The organism is Streptomyces sp. NPDC017940 (genome assembly GCF_044328435.1).
Taxonomy (GTDB): Bacteria; Actinomycetota; Actinomycetes; order Streptomycetales; family Streptomycetaceae; genus Streptomyces.
In genome coordinates this window covers 452,619-469,166 of sequence record NZ_JBIRHJ010000007.1, presented here as the reverse complement: position 1 = coordinate 469,166, position 16,548 = coordinate 452,619, and the positions used below count along the sequence as shown (strand labels likewise).

Genomic DNA, 16,548 nt, shown 5'->3' with positions numbered 1-16,548 from the left:
GTCAGGCCTTGAGGGTCCTGACGGCGCTCGGGGCGTGCCACGGCTCCGTGGCGATCTCCTCGAACTCGGTGACGTCGCTGATGTCGGCCGTACGGCTCATGGAGATGTTGGTGACGCGCTCCAGGATCGCCTCGACGACGACCGGCACGCGGTACTCCTGCGCGAGCTTCTTGGCCTGCTCGAAGGCGGCGCCGAGTTCGTTCGGGTCGGTCACGCGGATCGCCTTGCAGCCGAGGCCCTCGGCGACCTTGACGTGGTCGACGCCGTACACGCCGAGCTCCGGCGAGTTGATGTTCTCGAACTCCAGGTTGACCTGGAAGTTGATGCCGAGGCCCAGCTGGGCCTGGCGGATCAGGCCCAGGTAGGAGTTGTTCACCAGGACGTGGACGTAGGGGATGCGGTGCTGGGCGCCGACGGCCAGTTCCTCGATCATGAACTGGAAGTCGTAGTCGCCGGAGAGGGCGACGACCTGGGCGTCCGGGTCGGCGGTGGCGACGCCGAGGGCGGCGGGGATGGTCCAGCCGAGGGGGCCCGCCTGGCCGCAGTTGATCCAGTGCCGCGGCCTGTAGACGTGCAGCATCTGGGCCCCGGCGATCTGGGAGAGGCCGATCGTGGAGACGTACCGGGTCTCGGGCCCGAAGGCCTTGTTCATCTCCTCGTACACGCGCTGCGGCTTCATCGGGATGTCGTCGAAGTGCGTGCGGCGCAGGAGCGTGGCCCGGTGCTCCTGGCCGCGGGCGATCCACTCGCCGCGGTCGGGGAGGCGGCCGGCCGCCTTCAGCTCCTTGGCGACCTCGACGAAGAGCCGGAGGGCCGCCTTGGCGTCGGACGCGATGCCGTAGTCCGGTGCGAAGATCTTGCCGATCTGGGTCGGCTCGACGTCGACGTGCACGAACGTGCGGTCCTTGCGGTACACGTCCATCTTGTAGCCGGTGTGGCGGTTGGCCCAGCGGTTGCCGATGCCGAGGACGAAGTCGGACTCCAGGAACGTCGCGTTGCCGTAGCGGTGCGAGGTCTGGAGGCCGACCATGCCGGCGTTCAGCTCGTGGTCGTCGGGCAGGATGCCCCAGCCCATCAGGGTGGGGACGACCGGAGTGCCCGTCAGTTCGGCGAACTCCACGAGCAGTTCGCAGGCGTCGGCGTTGATGATGCCGCCGCCCGCGACGATCAGCGGCCGCTCGGACTCCAGGAGCAGGCCGATGGCCTTCTCGATCTGGGCACGGCTCGCCGCGGGCTTGTAGACCGGCAGCGGCTGGTACGTCTCGGGGTCGAACTCGATCTCGGTGAGCTGGACGTCGATGGGCAGGTCGATGAGGACGGGCCCCGGACGCGCCGAGCGCATCAGGTGGAAGGCCTGCTGGAAGACGCCGGGGACCTGGGCGGCCTCCAGGACCGTGACGGCCATCTTCGTGACCGGCTTGGCGATGGAGGCGATGTCGACGGCCTGGAAGTCCTCCTTGTGGATCACGTTGGTGGGCGCCTGGCCCGTGATGCACAGGATCGGGATCGAGTCACCGATGGCGGAGTACAGACCGGTGATCATGTCGGTGCCCGCCGGGCCCGAAGTGCCGATGCAGACACCGATGTTGCCCGGCGCGGTGCGGGTGTACCCCTCGGCCATGTGCGAGGCGCCCTCGACGTGGCGGGCGAGCGTGTGGTCGACGCCGCCGGCCTCCTCGAGCGCCCGGTAGAAGGGGTTGATCGCGGCCCCCGGCACGCCGAACGCGTTGGTGACGCCCTCGCGCTTGAGGATCTCGACTGCCGCGCGGGCAGCGGTCATACGAGCCATGGAGTTCTCCTGCTTCGGCTGGCGGATTCGGGCTACCGTCGCGCCCCGCGATGAGCCGTGAATTCCACATTGCGGAAAATATGTTCTGCTATATGGAAGCAATGTAAAGGGGTGCGCGAGGGCCGTCAAGGGACCCGAGGACCGTCGAGGGACCCGGGGCCCGCTCCAGCTCAAAATGGCGTATCGGGATGGTTGCGTTCCGTACGACGATGGGCTGCGGTCGGCCGGTGGCCGACAAGTCCCTCCGGGGCGGCCGGGAACGCGGCGGCCGCGGGGTACGCCCCGCGGACGGTGAGCACTGACAGGCGGGGGTGGGGGCGATGCGCGGGTACGACGTCCTGGTGCGGTGCCCGGTGTGCCGGCACGAGCAGATCTACGCGCCCCCGGCCTTCCCCTGCCCTTGCGGCGCCCCCGTCGTCCCGCCCGTCACCCACGGCTCCGCCACCGCCCTCACCCACCGCACCCCGGCCGGCGCCTGGGTGAGGGTGCGGTGCGCGGCCTGCGGGCGGGGCACGGACTGGCCCCGGCCCGAGCTGGGGTGCGCGTGCGGGGCGGTGCTGCGGATCCCGGTGGCCGCGGAGGGTCCCGGGGCCCCGGGCCGGGTTCCCGTGCATGGCGCGAGGGACGTGGTGACCACCGCCGTGCTGTTCCTGCGGCGGCTCGGCTACGAGGACGTGCGCGAGGCCCGCCCCGACGAGGAGCGGCCCCCGTCGGGCACCCGGCTCACGGCCCTCGGCGTGCTCGCGCAGATCGAGCCGACGGCACGGCCCCTCCGCCTGCGGGACGTGGAGTGCGCCTGGCTGACGGCGATGACGCACGCGGTGACCTGCGTGTGCTTCGCCGTGGCCGGCTTCACCCCCGGGGCCCGCGCCCGGGCCGACGAACTGGGCGTGGCCCTGTTCCGCATCGCCCGCGCGGGCACGCCGGAGCCCCTGAACGGCGCGGCGGACGAGCTGACGGCCACGGGGCCCTGAGGCGGGGGACGAGCTGACGGCGACGGGACCCTGACGCGGCACCCGGACCGCCCGGCACGCGTCCGGACCGCCGGGCACGCATCCGGCTCCCCGGGCACGCGTCCGGCCCCCGGGCACGCCCCCGGACCGCCGGGCACACGTCCGGCCCCCCGGGCACAAGCCCACGCGCCGCCCGCCCGGCGAGGGCCCCCTCAGCCGAACCGCTCCCGCAGCTCCACCTTGCGCACCTTGCCCGACACCGTCATCGGGAAGCTCTCCAGGATGCGCAGCCGCGCCGGGACCTTGTAGCGGGCGAGCCGCCCCTCGCAGAACTCGTGGAGCTCCGCGAGCGTCAGGGCGTCCTCGGGGTCGCGCGGGATGACGCAGGCGAGCGGCACCTCCCCGTACCGCTCGTCGGGCACTCCGACCACCTGCACGTCGGCGATCTTCGGGTGCCCGTACAGGAACTCCTCGATCTCGCGCGGATAGACGTTCTCGCCCCCACGGATGATCATGTCCTTGATGCGGCCGACGATCTGCACGTATCCGTCGTCGCGCATCACGGCGAGGTCGCCCGTGTGCATCCAGCGCCCGGAATCGACGGCCTCCGCGGTGCGCTCGGGGTCGTTCCAGTAGCCGAGCATCACGCTGTACCCGCGGGTGCACAGCTCGCCGGACGTGCCGCGCGGCAGCGTGACCCCGGTCGCCGGGTCGACGACCTTGACCTCGACGTGCGGCAGGACCCGCCCGACGGTCCCGGTGCGCCGCTCCAGGTCGTCGTCCATGCGGGTCTGGAGGGATACGGGCGAGGTCTCCGTCATGCCGTAGCAGATGGAGACCTCCGCCATGTGCATCTCGGCGACGACCCGCTTCATGACCTCGACGGGGCAGGGGGAACCGGCCATGATCCCCGTACGCAGGCTGGTCAGGTCGTACGTGGCGAAGTCGGCGAGGTTGAGCGCTGCTATGAACATCGTCGGCACCCCGTACAGCGAGGTGCACCGCTCGCGCTCCACGGCGTGCAGCGTGGCGACGGGGTCGAACGACGGCGCCGGGATGACGACGCAGGCGCCGTGCGAGGTGGCGGCGAGATTCCCCATCACCATGCCGAAGCAGTGGTAGAAGGGCACGGGCAGACACACCCGGTCCTGCTCGCCGTAGCCGATGGTGCGCCCCACCCAGTACCCGTTGTTGAGGATGCTGTGGTGGGAGAGCGTGGCCCCCTTGGGGAAGCCGGTGGTGCCCGATGTGTACTGTATGTTGACCGGGTCGTCACAGCTCAACTCCGCCTCGCGCGCGGCGAGTTCACCCTCACCGACGGACCGCGCCGCGTCCAGGAGCGCACCCCACGACGCGTCGTCCCCGATGTAGTGCACGGCCCGCAGGTCCGGGCAGGTGCCCCGGACCTCGTCGACCATGGCCCGGTAGTCGCTGGTCCTGTGCCGCTCGGTGGCGACCAGCAGGCAGACGCCCGACTGCCTGAGCACATAGGCGAGTTCGTGCGCACGGTAGGCCGGGTTGATGTTCACCAGGATCGCGCCGACGCGGGCGGTGGCGTACTGCACGAGCACCCACTCGGCACAGTTGACGGCCCAGATGCCGACCCTCGCGCCCTTGCCGACCCCGGAGCCGAGCAGCGCGAGGGCGAGGCGCTCGACGGCGTCCCCGAACTCCGCGTACGTGTACCGGGTCCCGGCCGCGACGTCGATGAGCGCGTCCCGGTCGGGCCAGGTGGCGACGGCACGGGCGAGGTTCTGCCCGACGGTGTCGCCGAGCAGCCCGGTCGTGCTGGTGCCGTGGGCGTAGGAGAGCCCGGTGGGCACCTGGTCCGCCGTCGCGCTCACCGGAAGTCCTCCTCGCGGTACTCGGCGTCGGACCCCTTGGCCGTGGCCTCGCGCAGCTCGATGCGGCGGATCTTGCCGGACACCGTCTTGGGCAGCGCGCCGAACTCCAGGCGCCGGATCCGCTTGTACGGGGCGAGCGTCGCCCGCGCGTGCTCGAACAGCAGCTTCGCCGTGCCGGGCCCCGGTTCGTGGCCCTCGGCGAGCACCACGTACGCCTTGGGGACGGCGAGCCGCACCGGGTCGGGGGCGGGCACGACCGCGGCCTCGGCGACCGCCTCGTGCTCCAGGAGGGCGCTCTCCAGCTCGAACGGGGAGATCTTGTAGTCGGAGGCCTTGAACACGTCGTCGCTCCTGCCGACATACGTGAGGTACCCCTCGGCGTCGCGGGCGCCGATGTCACCGGTGCGGTAGTAGCCGCCCGCGGTGGCCTCGGCGGTGCGCTCGGGGTCGCCGTGGTAGCCGGTCATCAGGCCGACCGGGCGCGCCGACAGGTCGAGCGCGATCTCGCCCTCCTCGGCCCCCGGTTCGCCCGTGACGGGATCGAGCAGCTCGACGACGAAGCCGGGCGTGGGCCGCCCCATCGAGCCGGGCTTCAGCCGCTGCCCGGGGCTGTTGGCGACCTGTACGGCGGTCTCGGTCTGCCCGAAGCCGTCCCGGATGGTCACCCCCCAGTCGCGCCGCACCTGTTCGATGACCTCGGGATTGAGGGGCTCCCCCGCCGCGACGACCTCCCGCGGCGGCGTCCGCAGCTGGGTGAGGTCGGCCTGGATGAGCATGCGCCACACGGTGGGCGGGGCGCAGAAGCTGGTGACGCCCACGCGGTCCATCTCGGCCATCAGCCGCGCCGCGTCGAACCGCGTGTAGTTGTAGAGGAACACGGTCGCCTCCGCGTTCCACGGCGCGAACAGGTTCGACCAGGCGTGCTTGGCCCAGCCGGGCGAGGAGATGTTCAGATGCACGTCACCGGGGGTGAGCCCGATCCAGTACATCGTCGCCAGGTGCCCCACCGGGTACGACACATGGGTGTGCTCGACGAGTTTGGGGCGGGCGGTGGTGCCGGAGGTGAAGTACAGCATCAGCGGGTCGTCGGCCCGGGTCGGGCCGTCGGGGGTGAAGTCGGCGGGGGCGCTGTCGACACCGCCGTACGCGATCCACTCGGGGCCGGACGGGTCTTGCGCACCGGGGCGGTCCCCGACCGCGATCCGGGTGTAGTCGCCCGGCACGTCCGCGAACTTGGCGGTGTCCTCGCCGCGCACCACGACGTGCCGGGCCCGGCCGCGCTCGATGCGGTCGCGCAGGTCGGCGGCGCCGAGCAGCGGTGTCGCCGGGATCACCACGGCCCGCAGCTTCATCGCGGCGAGCGCGACCTCCCACAGCTCGGCCTGGTTGCCGAGCATCACGACGACGCGGTCCCCCGCGCGCACCCCGAGGCCGCGCAGCCAGTTCGCGGCCCGCGCGGAGCGCCGGGAGAGCTCGGCGAAGGTCAGCCGCGTCTCGGCGCCGTCCTCCTCCACGATGTGCAGGGCCGTGCGGTCGTTCCCGGCCGCGATGGTGTCGAACCAGTCGAGGGCCCAGTTGAAGTGGGCGGGCCGTGGCCAGGCGAAGCCCTCGTACGCGGCTTTGTAGTCCTCCCGGTGGCGCAGCAGGAAGTCCCGGGCCGCCCGGAAGTCCTCCACGCCGCCGCCCGCTCCGGTCGCCGTCATCTGCACCCCTCGCATTCCGCGTACCGCCGCTCGTCCGTACCATCGTCTAATCCGTGACGCAGGTCTCACCACCCCCGGACGGGGGTGGTGTCCCGCCGGCACAAGGGGCGCCACGGGGCGACACGGAGCCCACAGGCGGAAGGGGCGGAGGCGTGACGGCTGCGGACGGCGTCGAGGCGGCACAGGTGCGGGCCGCACTGCTGCGGCTGCGCCGCGGTACGGGTCTGGAGGTGGCCTTCGGCGGCCTGGTCGACGACGCCTCCTGCGTACGGATCGCCGAGCTGAGCGGCACCGCGACGCGCTCCCTGAACGGCCTGACCATCCGCGCGGGCAACGGCCTCGGCGGCAAGGCGGTGGCCCTCGCCCGGCCCTGCGCCGTCACGGACTACAGCACCTCGCGGCAGATCAGCCACGAGTACGACGCCGCCGTCGCCCCCGAGGGCCTGCGGGCGGTGCTCGCCGTGCCCCTTGTGGTGCGCCGCCGGGTGCGCGGCCTGCTGTACGGCGCGCTGCGCACCGCGCTGCCCCTGGGCGACCGGACGCTGGCGGCGGCCGTGGCGGCGGCGCGGGACGTGGAGCAGGCGCTGGTGGTGCGGGACGAGGCGGCGGCGCTCGTGGCGGCGGCGCGGGAGGCGGCGTCCGGTCTGCCGCCGGGCCCCAGGGGGGCGTGGGAGCAGGTACGGGAGGCGCACGAGGCGTTGCGCGCGCTGGCTCCGCGCATCGATGATTCCGCTCTGCGGGAGGAGCTGTTGGCGGCGTGCGCGAGGCTGACGTCCGCGACACCGGCTCCCGCCCCGGCACCGGGACCGGGACCGGCTCCGGCGGGCCCGCGGCTCGCCCCGCGCGAGGTGGACGTGCTGGTCTGCCTGGCGGACGGCGTCACCAACGCGGTGGCCGCGGAACGCCTGGGCCTGCGCCCCGAGACGGTGAAGGGCTATCTGCGCTCGGCGATGCGGAAGCTCGGGGCGCACACCAGGTGGGAGGCGGTGGTGGTGGCGCGCCGCATGGGGGTGCTGCCGTAGATTCCCGGGCCCGGGGCGGGTGCTCTGGGGGGCGCTCCGGGGCGGGTGCTCCGGGGCGGGTGCTCCGGGGCGGGTGCTCGGCGGCTCAACGCCCGGGGACGACCTCCCCGAACCGGATGTCGCAGGACGACGTGGCGGGGGCACCGTCGCCGCCGAGCAGCCGGGCCGTGCGCTCGGCCTCGGCGAGGACTTCCTGGCGCTGCTGCCGGTCCAAGTCCACGAAGGGCTGCACGGTGAGCCGCACGCCCGCCCCACCCGCGCCGCCGCCCCCGCCCCCGTCTCCGTCCCCGGGTTCGTCGAGACGCCAGACACCGGCGAGGAAGCCGTCCACGAGGAAGGTGCGGTGCGGCTGGTTCCCCGTCCAGGTGCGGTCCTTGTGTACGGGGTCCATGACGCGGGTGCGGTCGGCGTGCGCCAGGAGCAGGTTGTCGTACTCGGGCAGGAAGCGGGGCGGGGCCGGGGTCTCGGGGTCGGGCCGGGGCGCGTCGGGCAGGTCGAACAGCTCGACGCCATGCTCGTCGCGGAAGGTGCGGAGCCCGGGCCGCAGCCGTTCGAAGGCCTCGCGGAGCCGGGTCAGGCCCGCCCAGGCCTGCATGTCCTTGACGGAGGCGGGCCCGAAGGCGCCGAGGTAGCGCGGCACGATGCCGTCGGGGGCTGCTTCGTCGGCGAGCGGCCGGCCGAGCCAGTGCTCGGCGGTGGTGAGCGCGACCTGGCCGCTGCGGCGCCACAGCCCGCGCGGGGTGACCTGGAGCAGCGGAAGGCGGACGCGGGCGGCGATGCCGAGGGACTGCGGGTCGGCGTCGGGCCAGTGCCGCAGCAGCTCGGTACGGATCCGGGCGGGGGTACGGGGTTCCTCCTCGACGTGGGCCCGGGCCAGCGCGGCGAGCCGGTCGAGGTCCACGCCGACGAGGCCGCGGCGGAACATCCGCAGCTCGCGGTCGAGCGCGGCCTGGCTGAAGGGCCGCAGGACCAGGGCGTCGGCGGCGGTGAGGGTGTGCACGGTGGACCGCACGGTGACGATGCGCACCGCGGCCCGCTCGCCCATCAGCCCGGACAACTCCAACGGATCGAAGCCCGCGAGCCGGGCGGCGAGGGCGTAGTACGGCGGCTTGACGTTCTGCGCCTGGAGCCCGACGAGATGGGTGAGGGCCGCCTCGGCGGACATCGCGGCGCGCTCCAGGAGGAGTTGCCTGGCGAGGGTGGCCCGGTTGAGGGCGCGACGGCTGAGCACCGGGGCGTGCGCGGAGGGCCTCGCCGGGGCGGCCGGGGTCTTCGTCATGCCCCGCACGCTAGCGCCGGTCGCGCACGGGTACGGTCCGCGGGGCGGCTGCCGACGGGGGTCGCGCGGCGGTCGGTGCCCCGCATATACCCTGATCGGGGACGTACCGAGCACGGGCGCGGGCACGGGCGCCCGTACCCCGGCACGACGCACGCGGCAGCCGGACAAGGCAGCCGAACGACGCACGACGCATCGAACGACCACGGGAGGGGCACAGGTGACCCCCGAGCGACGGACACACCGCCCGCAGCAGGCACGCAAACACTCCTGGCGGCGGGCGTCGTCCCAGTCGGCGCAGGGCGGGAAGCCACCGGCGGACCCACCGCAGCACCGCGGGGGGCGCGAGCCCGAGCACGAGCGCCCCGCACCCGCGGCGGACCCGAGCGTGGTGCAGGCGTCGCTGTACCGCGACGGCGTACAGGTCGCGGCGCCCGGGTCCCTGGCGGCCACGTTCCGCGCGCTGCGGGCTGAGCCCGACGGCATGGCGTGGATCGGCCTGGCCCGGCCGACGGAACAGGAGCTCCTCTCCCTGGCAGCCGAGTTCGACCTGCACGAACTGGCCGTCGAGGACGCGATGGAGGCACACCAGCGCCCGAAGCTCGAACGGTACGGCGAGACGCTGTTCGTGGTCCTGCGGGCGGCGCGCTACCTGGACGCGCCGGAGGAGGTCGACTTCGGCGAGCTGCACATCTTCGTGGGCGCCGACTTCGTCATCACGGTGCGGCACGGGGCGGCCCCCGATCTGTCGGCGGTGCGCCACCGGATGGAGCAGAGCCCGGAGCTGCTGCGCCTGGGCCCGGAGGCGGTCCTGTACGCCATCCTGGACGCGGTCGTGGACGGCTACGCCCCCGTGGTGTCCGGCGTCCAGAACGACATCGACGAGATCGAGACCGAGGTCTTCGGCGGCGACCCGTCGGTGTCCCGCCGCATCTACGAACTCTCCCGCGAGGTCGTGGAGTTCCAGCGGGCGACGCGCCCCCTGGTGGGCATGCTGCACGGCCTTATGGCGGGCTTCGCGAAGTACGGCACGGACGAGGAGCTCCAGCGCTACCTCCGCGACGTGGCCGACCACGTGACGCACACCAGCGAACGCGTGGACAGCTTCCGCCAGGCCCTGACCGACATCCTCACCGTCAACGCCACACTAGTCACCCAGCAGCAGAACGCGGAGATGCGGGCGCTGGCGGAGGCGGGGTTCGAACAGAACGAGGAGATCAAGAAGATCTCGTCTTGGGCGGCGATCCTGTTCGCTCCGACGCTGGTCGGCACGGTCTACGGCATGAACTTCGAAACCATGCCAGAACTACGCTGGGTGTTCGGATATCCCTTCGCCGTTGCCCTGATGGGGATCGTTTGCGTGACTTTGTACCTTGTATTCAAGCGACGAGACTGGCTCTGAGTAACCGAGCCGTTAATGGGATCGCCCGTACGCAAGATGCGGATCAGCCGCTCTCAGGCCCACCTGGAGCCCTCTGGGGAGAATCTGGGGAGAATCGGCTGGAGCCGCGCGGGCCGCAGTCGCCGCCGCGACCCTCTACCGGCAGGCGTCACTGCATCCCACCGGACTCGGCCAGCCTCCGGCAAGGTGACGCAGAGTAGCCATCGCCGATACGCCGAAGGCGGCTGGGGCACAGCATTCGCTGCGCCCCAGCCGCCTTCGGTGAAGCCCCGACGCCTATAGCTCCCCCCTTACGCTCCGTGGAAGGGACCTACCAATCCGCGGGGTCGCCGTACTTCTCTGGATGCGTGGCTCGGTCGACCGCCTCTCGGCACGCCAGCCCAAACGCCTCCGCAACCGCAGCCTCGTCGGTGCCGCGGACCTGGGCCTCGACGGTCCCGTCAGGACCAGGTCGTCTCTCAGTACGCCAGTGCGCCGGCGACGTGCTGTATTCGTCGACCATAAATTCCCAGGCAGGCACCGACCAGGTCTGCGGGACCGCGGTGTGAAGCCTGCTGCCATCAGGCAGGAAGGCGGCATGGGCCTGGTGCACGAGGCGCCGGTCGGGAACATGATCGCGGATCGCACGCATGCCGCCCGGCCCCAGCCTCCCCCAACGCTGGAGGTCCCACTCCTCCACAACTGCCCTCCGCCCAGGCCAGTCCTTCTGCCACTGGTCCACCACAGTCTCCGCATGCTCACGATGGCGGAACGCGAGGAGGTACGAGCCGATATCCGCTACGTACAAGGGGGGGTTCGGGCGTGGATACCCACGCCTCATCAGAGACCGAGTCCTCCTGATCTAGCACGACGCCGTAGGGAGCATTGTTGAGCAGCGCATCGATGGCCGAGCGCCCCTTCGCTCCGGCCTCCGGCATGAAGTGGGCGTAGAAGTCCAGGGTGATCGTCGGAGACGAATGGCCAAGCCATCGAGCCAGCGTGACAACGGACTCTCCGGCTTCGAGGAGAATGGACGCGTAGGTGTGCCGCAGCGCATGAAAGCCGTCCTTGCGGGATGCTTGCCACCGTGCGCCCTTCTCACGCATGGGGATGACGCCCGCCGCAGCCAGGGCTGGCTTCCACACCTCAACATTGAAGATGTTCGCGCGAAGGGCGTTGCCGTACGTGGTGGTAAGGATGAGCGGGAACTTCCTGGTATCTAGGTCAGGATCTGGCCCGCCCCAGGGCAGCTCGACCTCGACTGCCGGATACTCGGCAAAGTAGTCGGCTAGCTCACGGGCAACGGCCTCGGGCATGTCGACCGTCCGTGTCTTACCGCCCTTCGGCAGCGCGAAGTACAGCCGCCCGCCCAGGAGTTGCACTTGCCGACGAACCCGGATGAGCCCGCGTGCGAAGTCAACGTCCTGTGGCGAGAGACCAAAGACTTCACCTTGGCGCAGACCACACCCGAGCCCGAGCACAACGGCAATGCGATACCGCGCCTTGATCGCATCCCGCACCTTCCGGGCGACCTCCAGCGGCCATGCCTCCCGCAGGTCGTCCGGCGCCTTGGGCCAGCGGACAGTCTTGGCCCGAAGCGGGTTGCGCAGCAACCGCTTGTCGTCAATCGCCGTCTCGAAGATGTTCGAGAGCACAGAGAGGATCTGCCGGGCGTACCGGGCCGCGCATTCCTTCTCAAGGGTCGTGATGTAACCCCGGAGCACTGTTGCGGAGATGTCGCGCAGGGCGACCTCGCCGAGGTGCGGCAGGATGTGGAGCCGTACGCGCTCATCCATCCTCTTGATGGTCCCCGGCACACCGCGGACGCCTTGCCACCAAAAGCGCGTCACATAGTCGGTGAGTGCGATCGAACCGTCGCGGGGGTCGACGAACTCGCCCCGCCCCTTGTCGGTGCTGGCAGTGCTCAGCCATGTCTTGGCGTCTTCCAACGTCCCGAAGGACATATCCCGCACCCCGGGGATACCCGAAACTCGGTAGCGCTTGCCCTTGCCGTAGCGGGTAGTGCGTTCCCGCTTTCCGGTGACTGGGTCCTTCTTCTTTTTGATCCAGCGGTCTTCTATGTAGCCAGCCAAAAAAGCTTCCTCTTACGTGGTGCGGCAGCGAGACAAGATTTATCGGTCACCCAGATCAGGCAAGAGGCGAAGGAGTGCGCGCTCCAGGGGATCCGTTCAGCGGATTGAGGGCGTCGTTGGAGCGGGAGTCCGCTCGTTCTTGTTCAGACACCCAGGCGTCAAGGGCCGTGAGTCGATATGCCACTCGCCCACGCGGACCAAGCCGGAAGCTCGGGGGCCCCTGGCGACGATGCCGCCAGACATACAACGTCTTTGGTGATACGCCCAGGTACCGTGCAGCGCTCTTGACGTTCAGGAACGCCTGCTCAAACGCGTCACTTGCGCCGGGGTCCCGCCCTGATGAGGCATGGGTTGGCGCCTTGCGCAGCTTCGGAGCGTGAAGAGGCATGGAGGTATCGCAAATCGGCATAGGAGAGAGGGATCCCTTACGGAGCGGCGCACCTGCGCCAGAACGAGTCCGACAGCACCGGCGATTCGCACGCCGACCGACGAGGGCGTCGTCGCCTTCCGGCGAAGTGCTGCAGATTGCGGGCAGCAGCGGGCAGGAGCCGCTTACTGCCTCCTATCTCTTGCGGCGCTGTCTGCTGCATCCGCTACGGCTCCACCGCAAAGCGCAGCCGAGTGCGAACGACATCAATGGTCCGCACGATCCCCGGTTTCGCTAACCGGGGATCGTCTGCTATGTATCTCCCTGCGCCACGAGGGCGTGTCTATTGCCCGCTACCTCCGGCGCTGATCACGACGCCAGTCGGTAGGACCGAAGCGCGGGAATCGCACCGTCATTGACAAGCACCAACAGTCCGTCATCTGTGAGGCGGTCGAGGTTCCGAGCAACGACACGCTCCGGGGCTCCGACGGCGCGGGCTACATGGCGAGTTGCGGCCCCAGGGTGCGCCGCGATGTGCGCGAGGACCGTACTGTCACGGCGGTAGCCACGTTGCAGCAGATCCTCGCCGAACAGGCTGGCGGCGCAGACGCAAAGGCACAGCGCCGTGGACAGAGATCTGTAGTCCTCAGTTCGTTGGGCTGCCCACGCGTTCACGGCGCCTAGCGCCAAGAGGACGGGGGCAGTGAAGCGGGCAGATCGGATTGCGGGTTTCGACATGTGGACCTCCGTGGGGTCGGGCGCCTGGTCGCGAGACCGAGTGACGCGGGCTGCGGGCTGTCGTGGGGTGGGTTGGCGTGCCGCCCGCCAGATGTCCTCGCCCCTCCGCTGACCTGGTGTTTTCCGGGACGCTGTACGTTGACATGGTCTCGGCGGAGGTTCCAGTCCTTTGGGGCTCTTTCCCGTCTGCCGTGGGCGAATGCCCAGTCGGCTTCCCCTCCGCAGGGCGGCTGCGCGGCTGCGCCCGCGCTACCGCTAGCCCCTTCGCGGTCACACGAAATGCCACAGTCGATCCCCTGAATCTCTCCCGGTCTGCCAGTCGGCGGGTGCTCTCCTACGACTGGCAGGCCCACCGCGTGCTGGTCAGGAACGGCACGGTGGACCGCGGTATGACAGGCCGCCCGCCCTGCGTTGGGAGGAACGGGAGAGGAGGTCAGCGCTGCTGGTTTGCGATCACGAGCAATGTGTCCGCCCCTTGCGGTCCGTCGGCCCCAGCAGGAAGCACGTCCACGGCGATGTTGGTGAATCCGACCTCGTCGAGGGCCTTTACCCATACCTGCTCCTGGAGAACCCAGCGACGCAGGGAAGCCGGCTCGCCCTCGGGGGTCTTCGCGGGGACGTCGGTTGCTACCAGATCCGGTCGGGCCTGGGCGCCGTTCAAGTAGTGGGCCAGGGTGGAGAAGACGAGTCGCCCGCCCGCCTTCAGCGCAGCGGCTGCTGCCGGCAGCAGCTCGCGCGGATCAGTGAAGTCGACGGCTCCGAACACGCTGTACAGCACGTCGTAGGCGCTCTTCGCCGCCTGGAGGTGGGGCACGGCGTCGGACGACGCGATACGCAGGCGCGGGGCGAGGTGGGCGAACAGGCCGGTGGCCATCTCGTACTGCGCGGGAGAGGCATCGACGGCGACGACCTCGGCGGGCTCGTGGTGGACCGCCAGGTGCGCGACGTGCCGGGCGGCTCCGGCGCCGAGGTCGCCGACCACTCGGCCCGAGAGATCGCCCAACACTTCGCAACCGGGGCCGCCGTCCTGGCTCCAGATCCAGTGGAAGGAATCAGGGACGGCACGGTCGCGCTCGGAGCGGGTGCGGCAGTAGTGGTGCCAGAGGTCTGCCGTGGTCGTCATCCGCCCCATCTTGGCGGGCGCGGCCCGGCGCCGGGCCGGTTCCGGTCAACCTCATCCGACCGAGTGCCGTGGCCCCGCCCGGGGCGGGCCGGGGCCCGGGCGGTGGCGGGGGACTGGGCGTGGTTGGCCGGGGGGGCGGGGGCGCCCCCGGGGGCCGCCGCCCCCCCCCGGCCGTGGCGGGCCTCCCCCCCCCCCCCCTCCTGCGGCGGGCGCCCCCCCGCGGCCGCCCCCTCCCCCCCACACCCCCCCCCCCCCGGCCCGCCCCCCCCCGCCGCCGCCCCCCCCCCCACGGCTCTGTCGCTGGTCAGTGCGAGTCGTTGCCGGGGTGGCAGGGGCCGCACGGGGCGGCGTCCGCCCACAGCGGCAGGTCGACTTCCCACCCGTCGGCGGCGACGATATGCGCCGTCCGCATCACCGAGCCGTCGTTCTTCATCTCGATTTCGGGCACGTGGTGCAGGAAGTGGCCGCCGTTGAAGCGCTCGCACAGTTCGGCGTACGCCACGGTGTCGAGGATGATCGTGTGGGCCCCGATGTCGACGAGCTTGCTGGGCGCGAGCCCCAGCCCCTCGCCCCGGTGCCGCATCGCGGTCAGCAGGTACGCGTAGCCCTGTTCCAGGACCCGGGCCGCCATGACCGAGTCGTACGGGTAGTCGCGCACGAGCAGCCCGACCTGCTTGTCCCGCAGGCCGGCCGGTACGACCTCCCGCGCAGAGCGGACCGGGCCGCTCATCGAATCAGTGGTCAGAGGAGTTGCGACAGCGGTTGCCATGATGCCTCCGATGGACGAGCCCCGTGGTTCGGGGCGGTGCAGCCAGCACACCGCAGCCCCTCGTCCTACGGTGATCGATAGCCGTGCCGTGCAAGGGTTTTGCACGGCATGCAAGCGGCCTCGACGGCGGCAACCGCCGTCCGTACCGTGGAGGGCCCCGGTCGTGCAGCGTGGGAGGACCTGTGTCCGTTGACCGGCTCTGGAGCACACCCAAAGCTCTCGAATTAGCCGAACAGCGGTGTCCGGGCGCGCTCATCCGGCTCGGGCGCGAGCACCGTTCCTGGACGCTCGCCACCCTCGGCGGCAGGCTCGGCTGCGACCCCGCCACGGTCTCGCAGCTGGAGCGGCGCAGAAGGGTCGTCGACCTGGCCCTGGTCCACCGCGCCGCTCAAGAGGTCGGCGTTCCGCGACACATCCTGATGACTTCCCTGGCGCCACCCGCCTCGAAGGTGCCGACGGCCACTAGAGTGACGGCCAGTCCGCACGCCGAGGAGGACCCGATGCGCCGCCGTACGCTGCTCACTGCCACGGCTGCTGCCGGGCCGGTCGCCCTGATGATGGGGCTCGACGAGGCCTTGGCCGACACACCCGCCCCGACCGGCACAGGCCCGCTGGATGCCCGGATGGCGGCCGCCCGCGCGCTGTACGACAAGGGCGCGCACTCTCGTCTGCTCGCCGCGCTGCCCGGCCTCATCGCGGATGGGCATGCCGCGGCCTCCTCGCGTCGCGAACTCGACCAGGCCCGGCTCTCCTCCGTCTACAGCCTGGCCGCTGCGGTACTGACCAAGCTCGGCTCCTACGGCCAAGCCCGGCTCACCGCAGACCGCGCGCGCACCTGGGCCGAGATCTCCGGTTCCCCGCTCGCGTCCGCGGCCGCCGCCCGGGAGCTGGCGATCGTCCTGCGCCACTAGGACCGCGGAGCGGAAGCCCAGCGCCTCATGACGACAGCCGCCTCCGCGGTCGAGGCGACCGGCCTGCACACCGATGCGTCGGTGTCGGCGTACGCACAAATGCTCTGCACCCTGGCCTACACCGCCGCCCGAGGTGGCCACCGCGCTGAGGCCCTGTCGATGACCGAGGAAGCCCGCCGCGCCGCGCGTCGGCTGCCGGCGGCCGCCCCTCCAGGCCGCCTGTTCCCGATCAGCCCGGCCGCCGTCGACCTGTAAGCCGTCGGTGTGCACTGGGCGCTCAGAGATGCCGGAGCCGCCCTGGAAGCCGGGAAGGACCTCCGCCCCGCCCAGTTCCCCACCGCCGAGCGGAAGGCCCGCATGGGCACCGACATGGCGCGCGCCTGGTGGGCCTGGGGGCGCCCGGAGCAGACCGCCCGTTCCCTCCTCGACGCCTACCGAGCCAGCCCCGGCGAGGTCCGAGACCGCCCCGTGATCCGCAACATCGTCGACGAGCTGGCACAACGCCACCCCCGCACGAGCGGCGTCAGGGAACTCCAGGCCGCCACGAGTCGGCAAGGTCGTTAGCAGAGGTCAGCCTGC

At 71.3% G+C, this 16,548-nt stretch carries 11 protein-coding genes and 1 pseudogene; 4 read left to right on the top strand and 8 right to left on the bottom strand.

Annotation, left to right across the window (positions count from 1 at the left end; translation table 11 throughout):
* Position 1: 1 nt before the first annotated feature.
* Entirely contained in the window at positions 2–1,780 is a 1,779-nt protein-coding gene (gcl, locus tag ACH4DX_RS25840; protein ID WP_398157000.1) for a glyoxylate carboligase, read from the bottom strand.
* Positions 1,781–2,109: 329 nt separating this feature from the next.
* On the opposite strand from gcl, the gene ACH4DX_RS25835 reads away from it, so the two are divergent.
* Positions 2,110–2,763: a hypothetical protein gene (locus ACH4DX_RS25835; RefSeq protein WP_398156909.1), complete on the top strand. Its 654-nt coding sequence runs from the start codon at positions 2,110–2,112 to the stop codon at positions 2,761–2,763.
* A gap of 191 nt (positions 2,764–2,954) precedes the next feature.
* On the opposite strand, the gene ACH4DX_RS25830 is transcribed toward ACH4DX_RS25835, so the two are convergent.
* Positions 2,955–4,586, bottom strand: a complete 1,632-nt coding sequence (locus ACH4DX_RS25830; RefSeq protein WP_398156908.1) for an AMP-binding protein — start codon at positions 4,584–4,586, stop codon at positions 2,955–2,957.
* Positions 4,583–6,289 (bottom strand): AMP-binding protein, encoded by a 1,707-nt coding sequence (locus ACH4DX_RS25825; protein ID WP_398156907.1) that lies wholly within the window; start codon positions 6,287–6,289, stop codon positions 4,583–4,585. Before ACH4DX_RS25825 ends, ACH4DX_RS25830 begins: the two co-directional genes overlap by 4 nt.
* Before the next feature lie 152 nt (positions 6,290–6,441).
* On the opposite strand from ACH4DX_RS25825, the gene ACH4DX_RS25820 reads away from it, so the two are divergent.
* The gene (locus ACH4DX_RS25820) at positions 6,442–7,311 is read left to right on the top strand and encodes a response regulator transcription factor (protein WP_398115325.1); all 870 of its coding nucleotides are present in this window, start codon (positions 6,442–6,444) and stop codon (positions 7,309–7,311) included.
* 85 nt (positions 7,312–7,396) lie between these two features.
* Here ACH4DX_RS25820 and ACH4DX_RS25815 read toward each other — a convergent pair whose 3' ends face one another.
* Positions 7,397–8,590 carry a winged helix DNA-binding domain-containing protein gene (locus tag ACH4DX_RS25815; RefSeq protein ID WP_398156906.1) on the bottom strand — a complete coding sequence of 398 codons (1,194 nt, stop codon included), beginning with the start codon at positions 8,588–8,590 and terminating at the stop codon, positions 7,397–7,399.
* Positions 8,591–8,807: 217 nt separating this feature from the next.
* Here ACH4DX_RS25815 and ACH4DX_RS25810 point away from each other — a divergent pair, with 217 nt between their 5' ends.
* Positions 8,808–9,989: a magnesium and cobalt transport protein CorA gene (locus ACH4DX_RS25810; protein WP_398156905.1), complete on the top strand. Its 1,182-nt coding sequence runs from the start codon at positions 8,808–8,810 to the stop codon at positions 9,987–9,989.
* Between the two features lie 737 nt (positions 9,990–10,726).
* Here ACH4DX_RS25810 and ACH4DX_RS25805 read toward each other — a convergent pair.
* From ACH4DX_RS25805 to ACH4DX_RS25790, 4 genes are all read right to left on the bottom strand, one after another.
* Positions 10,727–12,061, bottom strand: a complete 1,335-nt coding sequence (locus tag ACH4DX_RS25805) for a tyrosine-type recombinase/integrase (protein WP_398156904.1) — start codon at positions 12,059–12,061, stop codon at positions 10,727–10,729.
* Positions 12,062–12,116: 55 nt separating this feature from the next.
* On the bottom strand, positions 12,117–12,449 hold the full coding sequence (locus ACH4DX_RS25800) for a helix-turn-helix transcriptional regulator (protein ID WP_398156903.1): 333 nt from the start codon (positions 12,447–12,449) through the stop codon (positions 12,117–12,119).
* 1,150 nt (positions 12,450–13,599) lie between these two features.
* Positions 13,600–14,289 carry a class I SAM-dependent methyltransferase gene (locus ACH4DX_RS25795; RefSeq protein WP_398156902.1) on the bottom strand — a complete coding sequence of 230 codons (690 nt, stop codon included), beginning with the start codon at positions 14,287–14,289 and terminating at the stop codon, positions 13,600–13,602.
* A gap of 304 nt (positions 14,290–14,593) precedes the next feature.
* The gene (locus ACH4DX_RS25790; RefSeq protein ID WP_398156901.1) at positions 14,594–15,058 is read right to left on the bottom strand and encodes a hypothetical protein; all 465 of its coding nucleotides are present in this window, start codon (positions 15,056–15,058) and stop codon (positions 14,594–14,596) included.
* Positions 15,059–15,240: 182 nt separating this feature from the next.
* On the opposite strand from ACH4DX_RS25790, the pseudogene ACH4DX_RS25785 reads away from it, so the two are divergent.
* Positions 15,241–16,533 (top strand): annotated as a pseudogene (locus tag ACH4DX_RS25785) (helix-turn-helix domain-containing protein).
* Positions 16,534–16,548 lie beyond the last annotated feature (15 nt).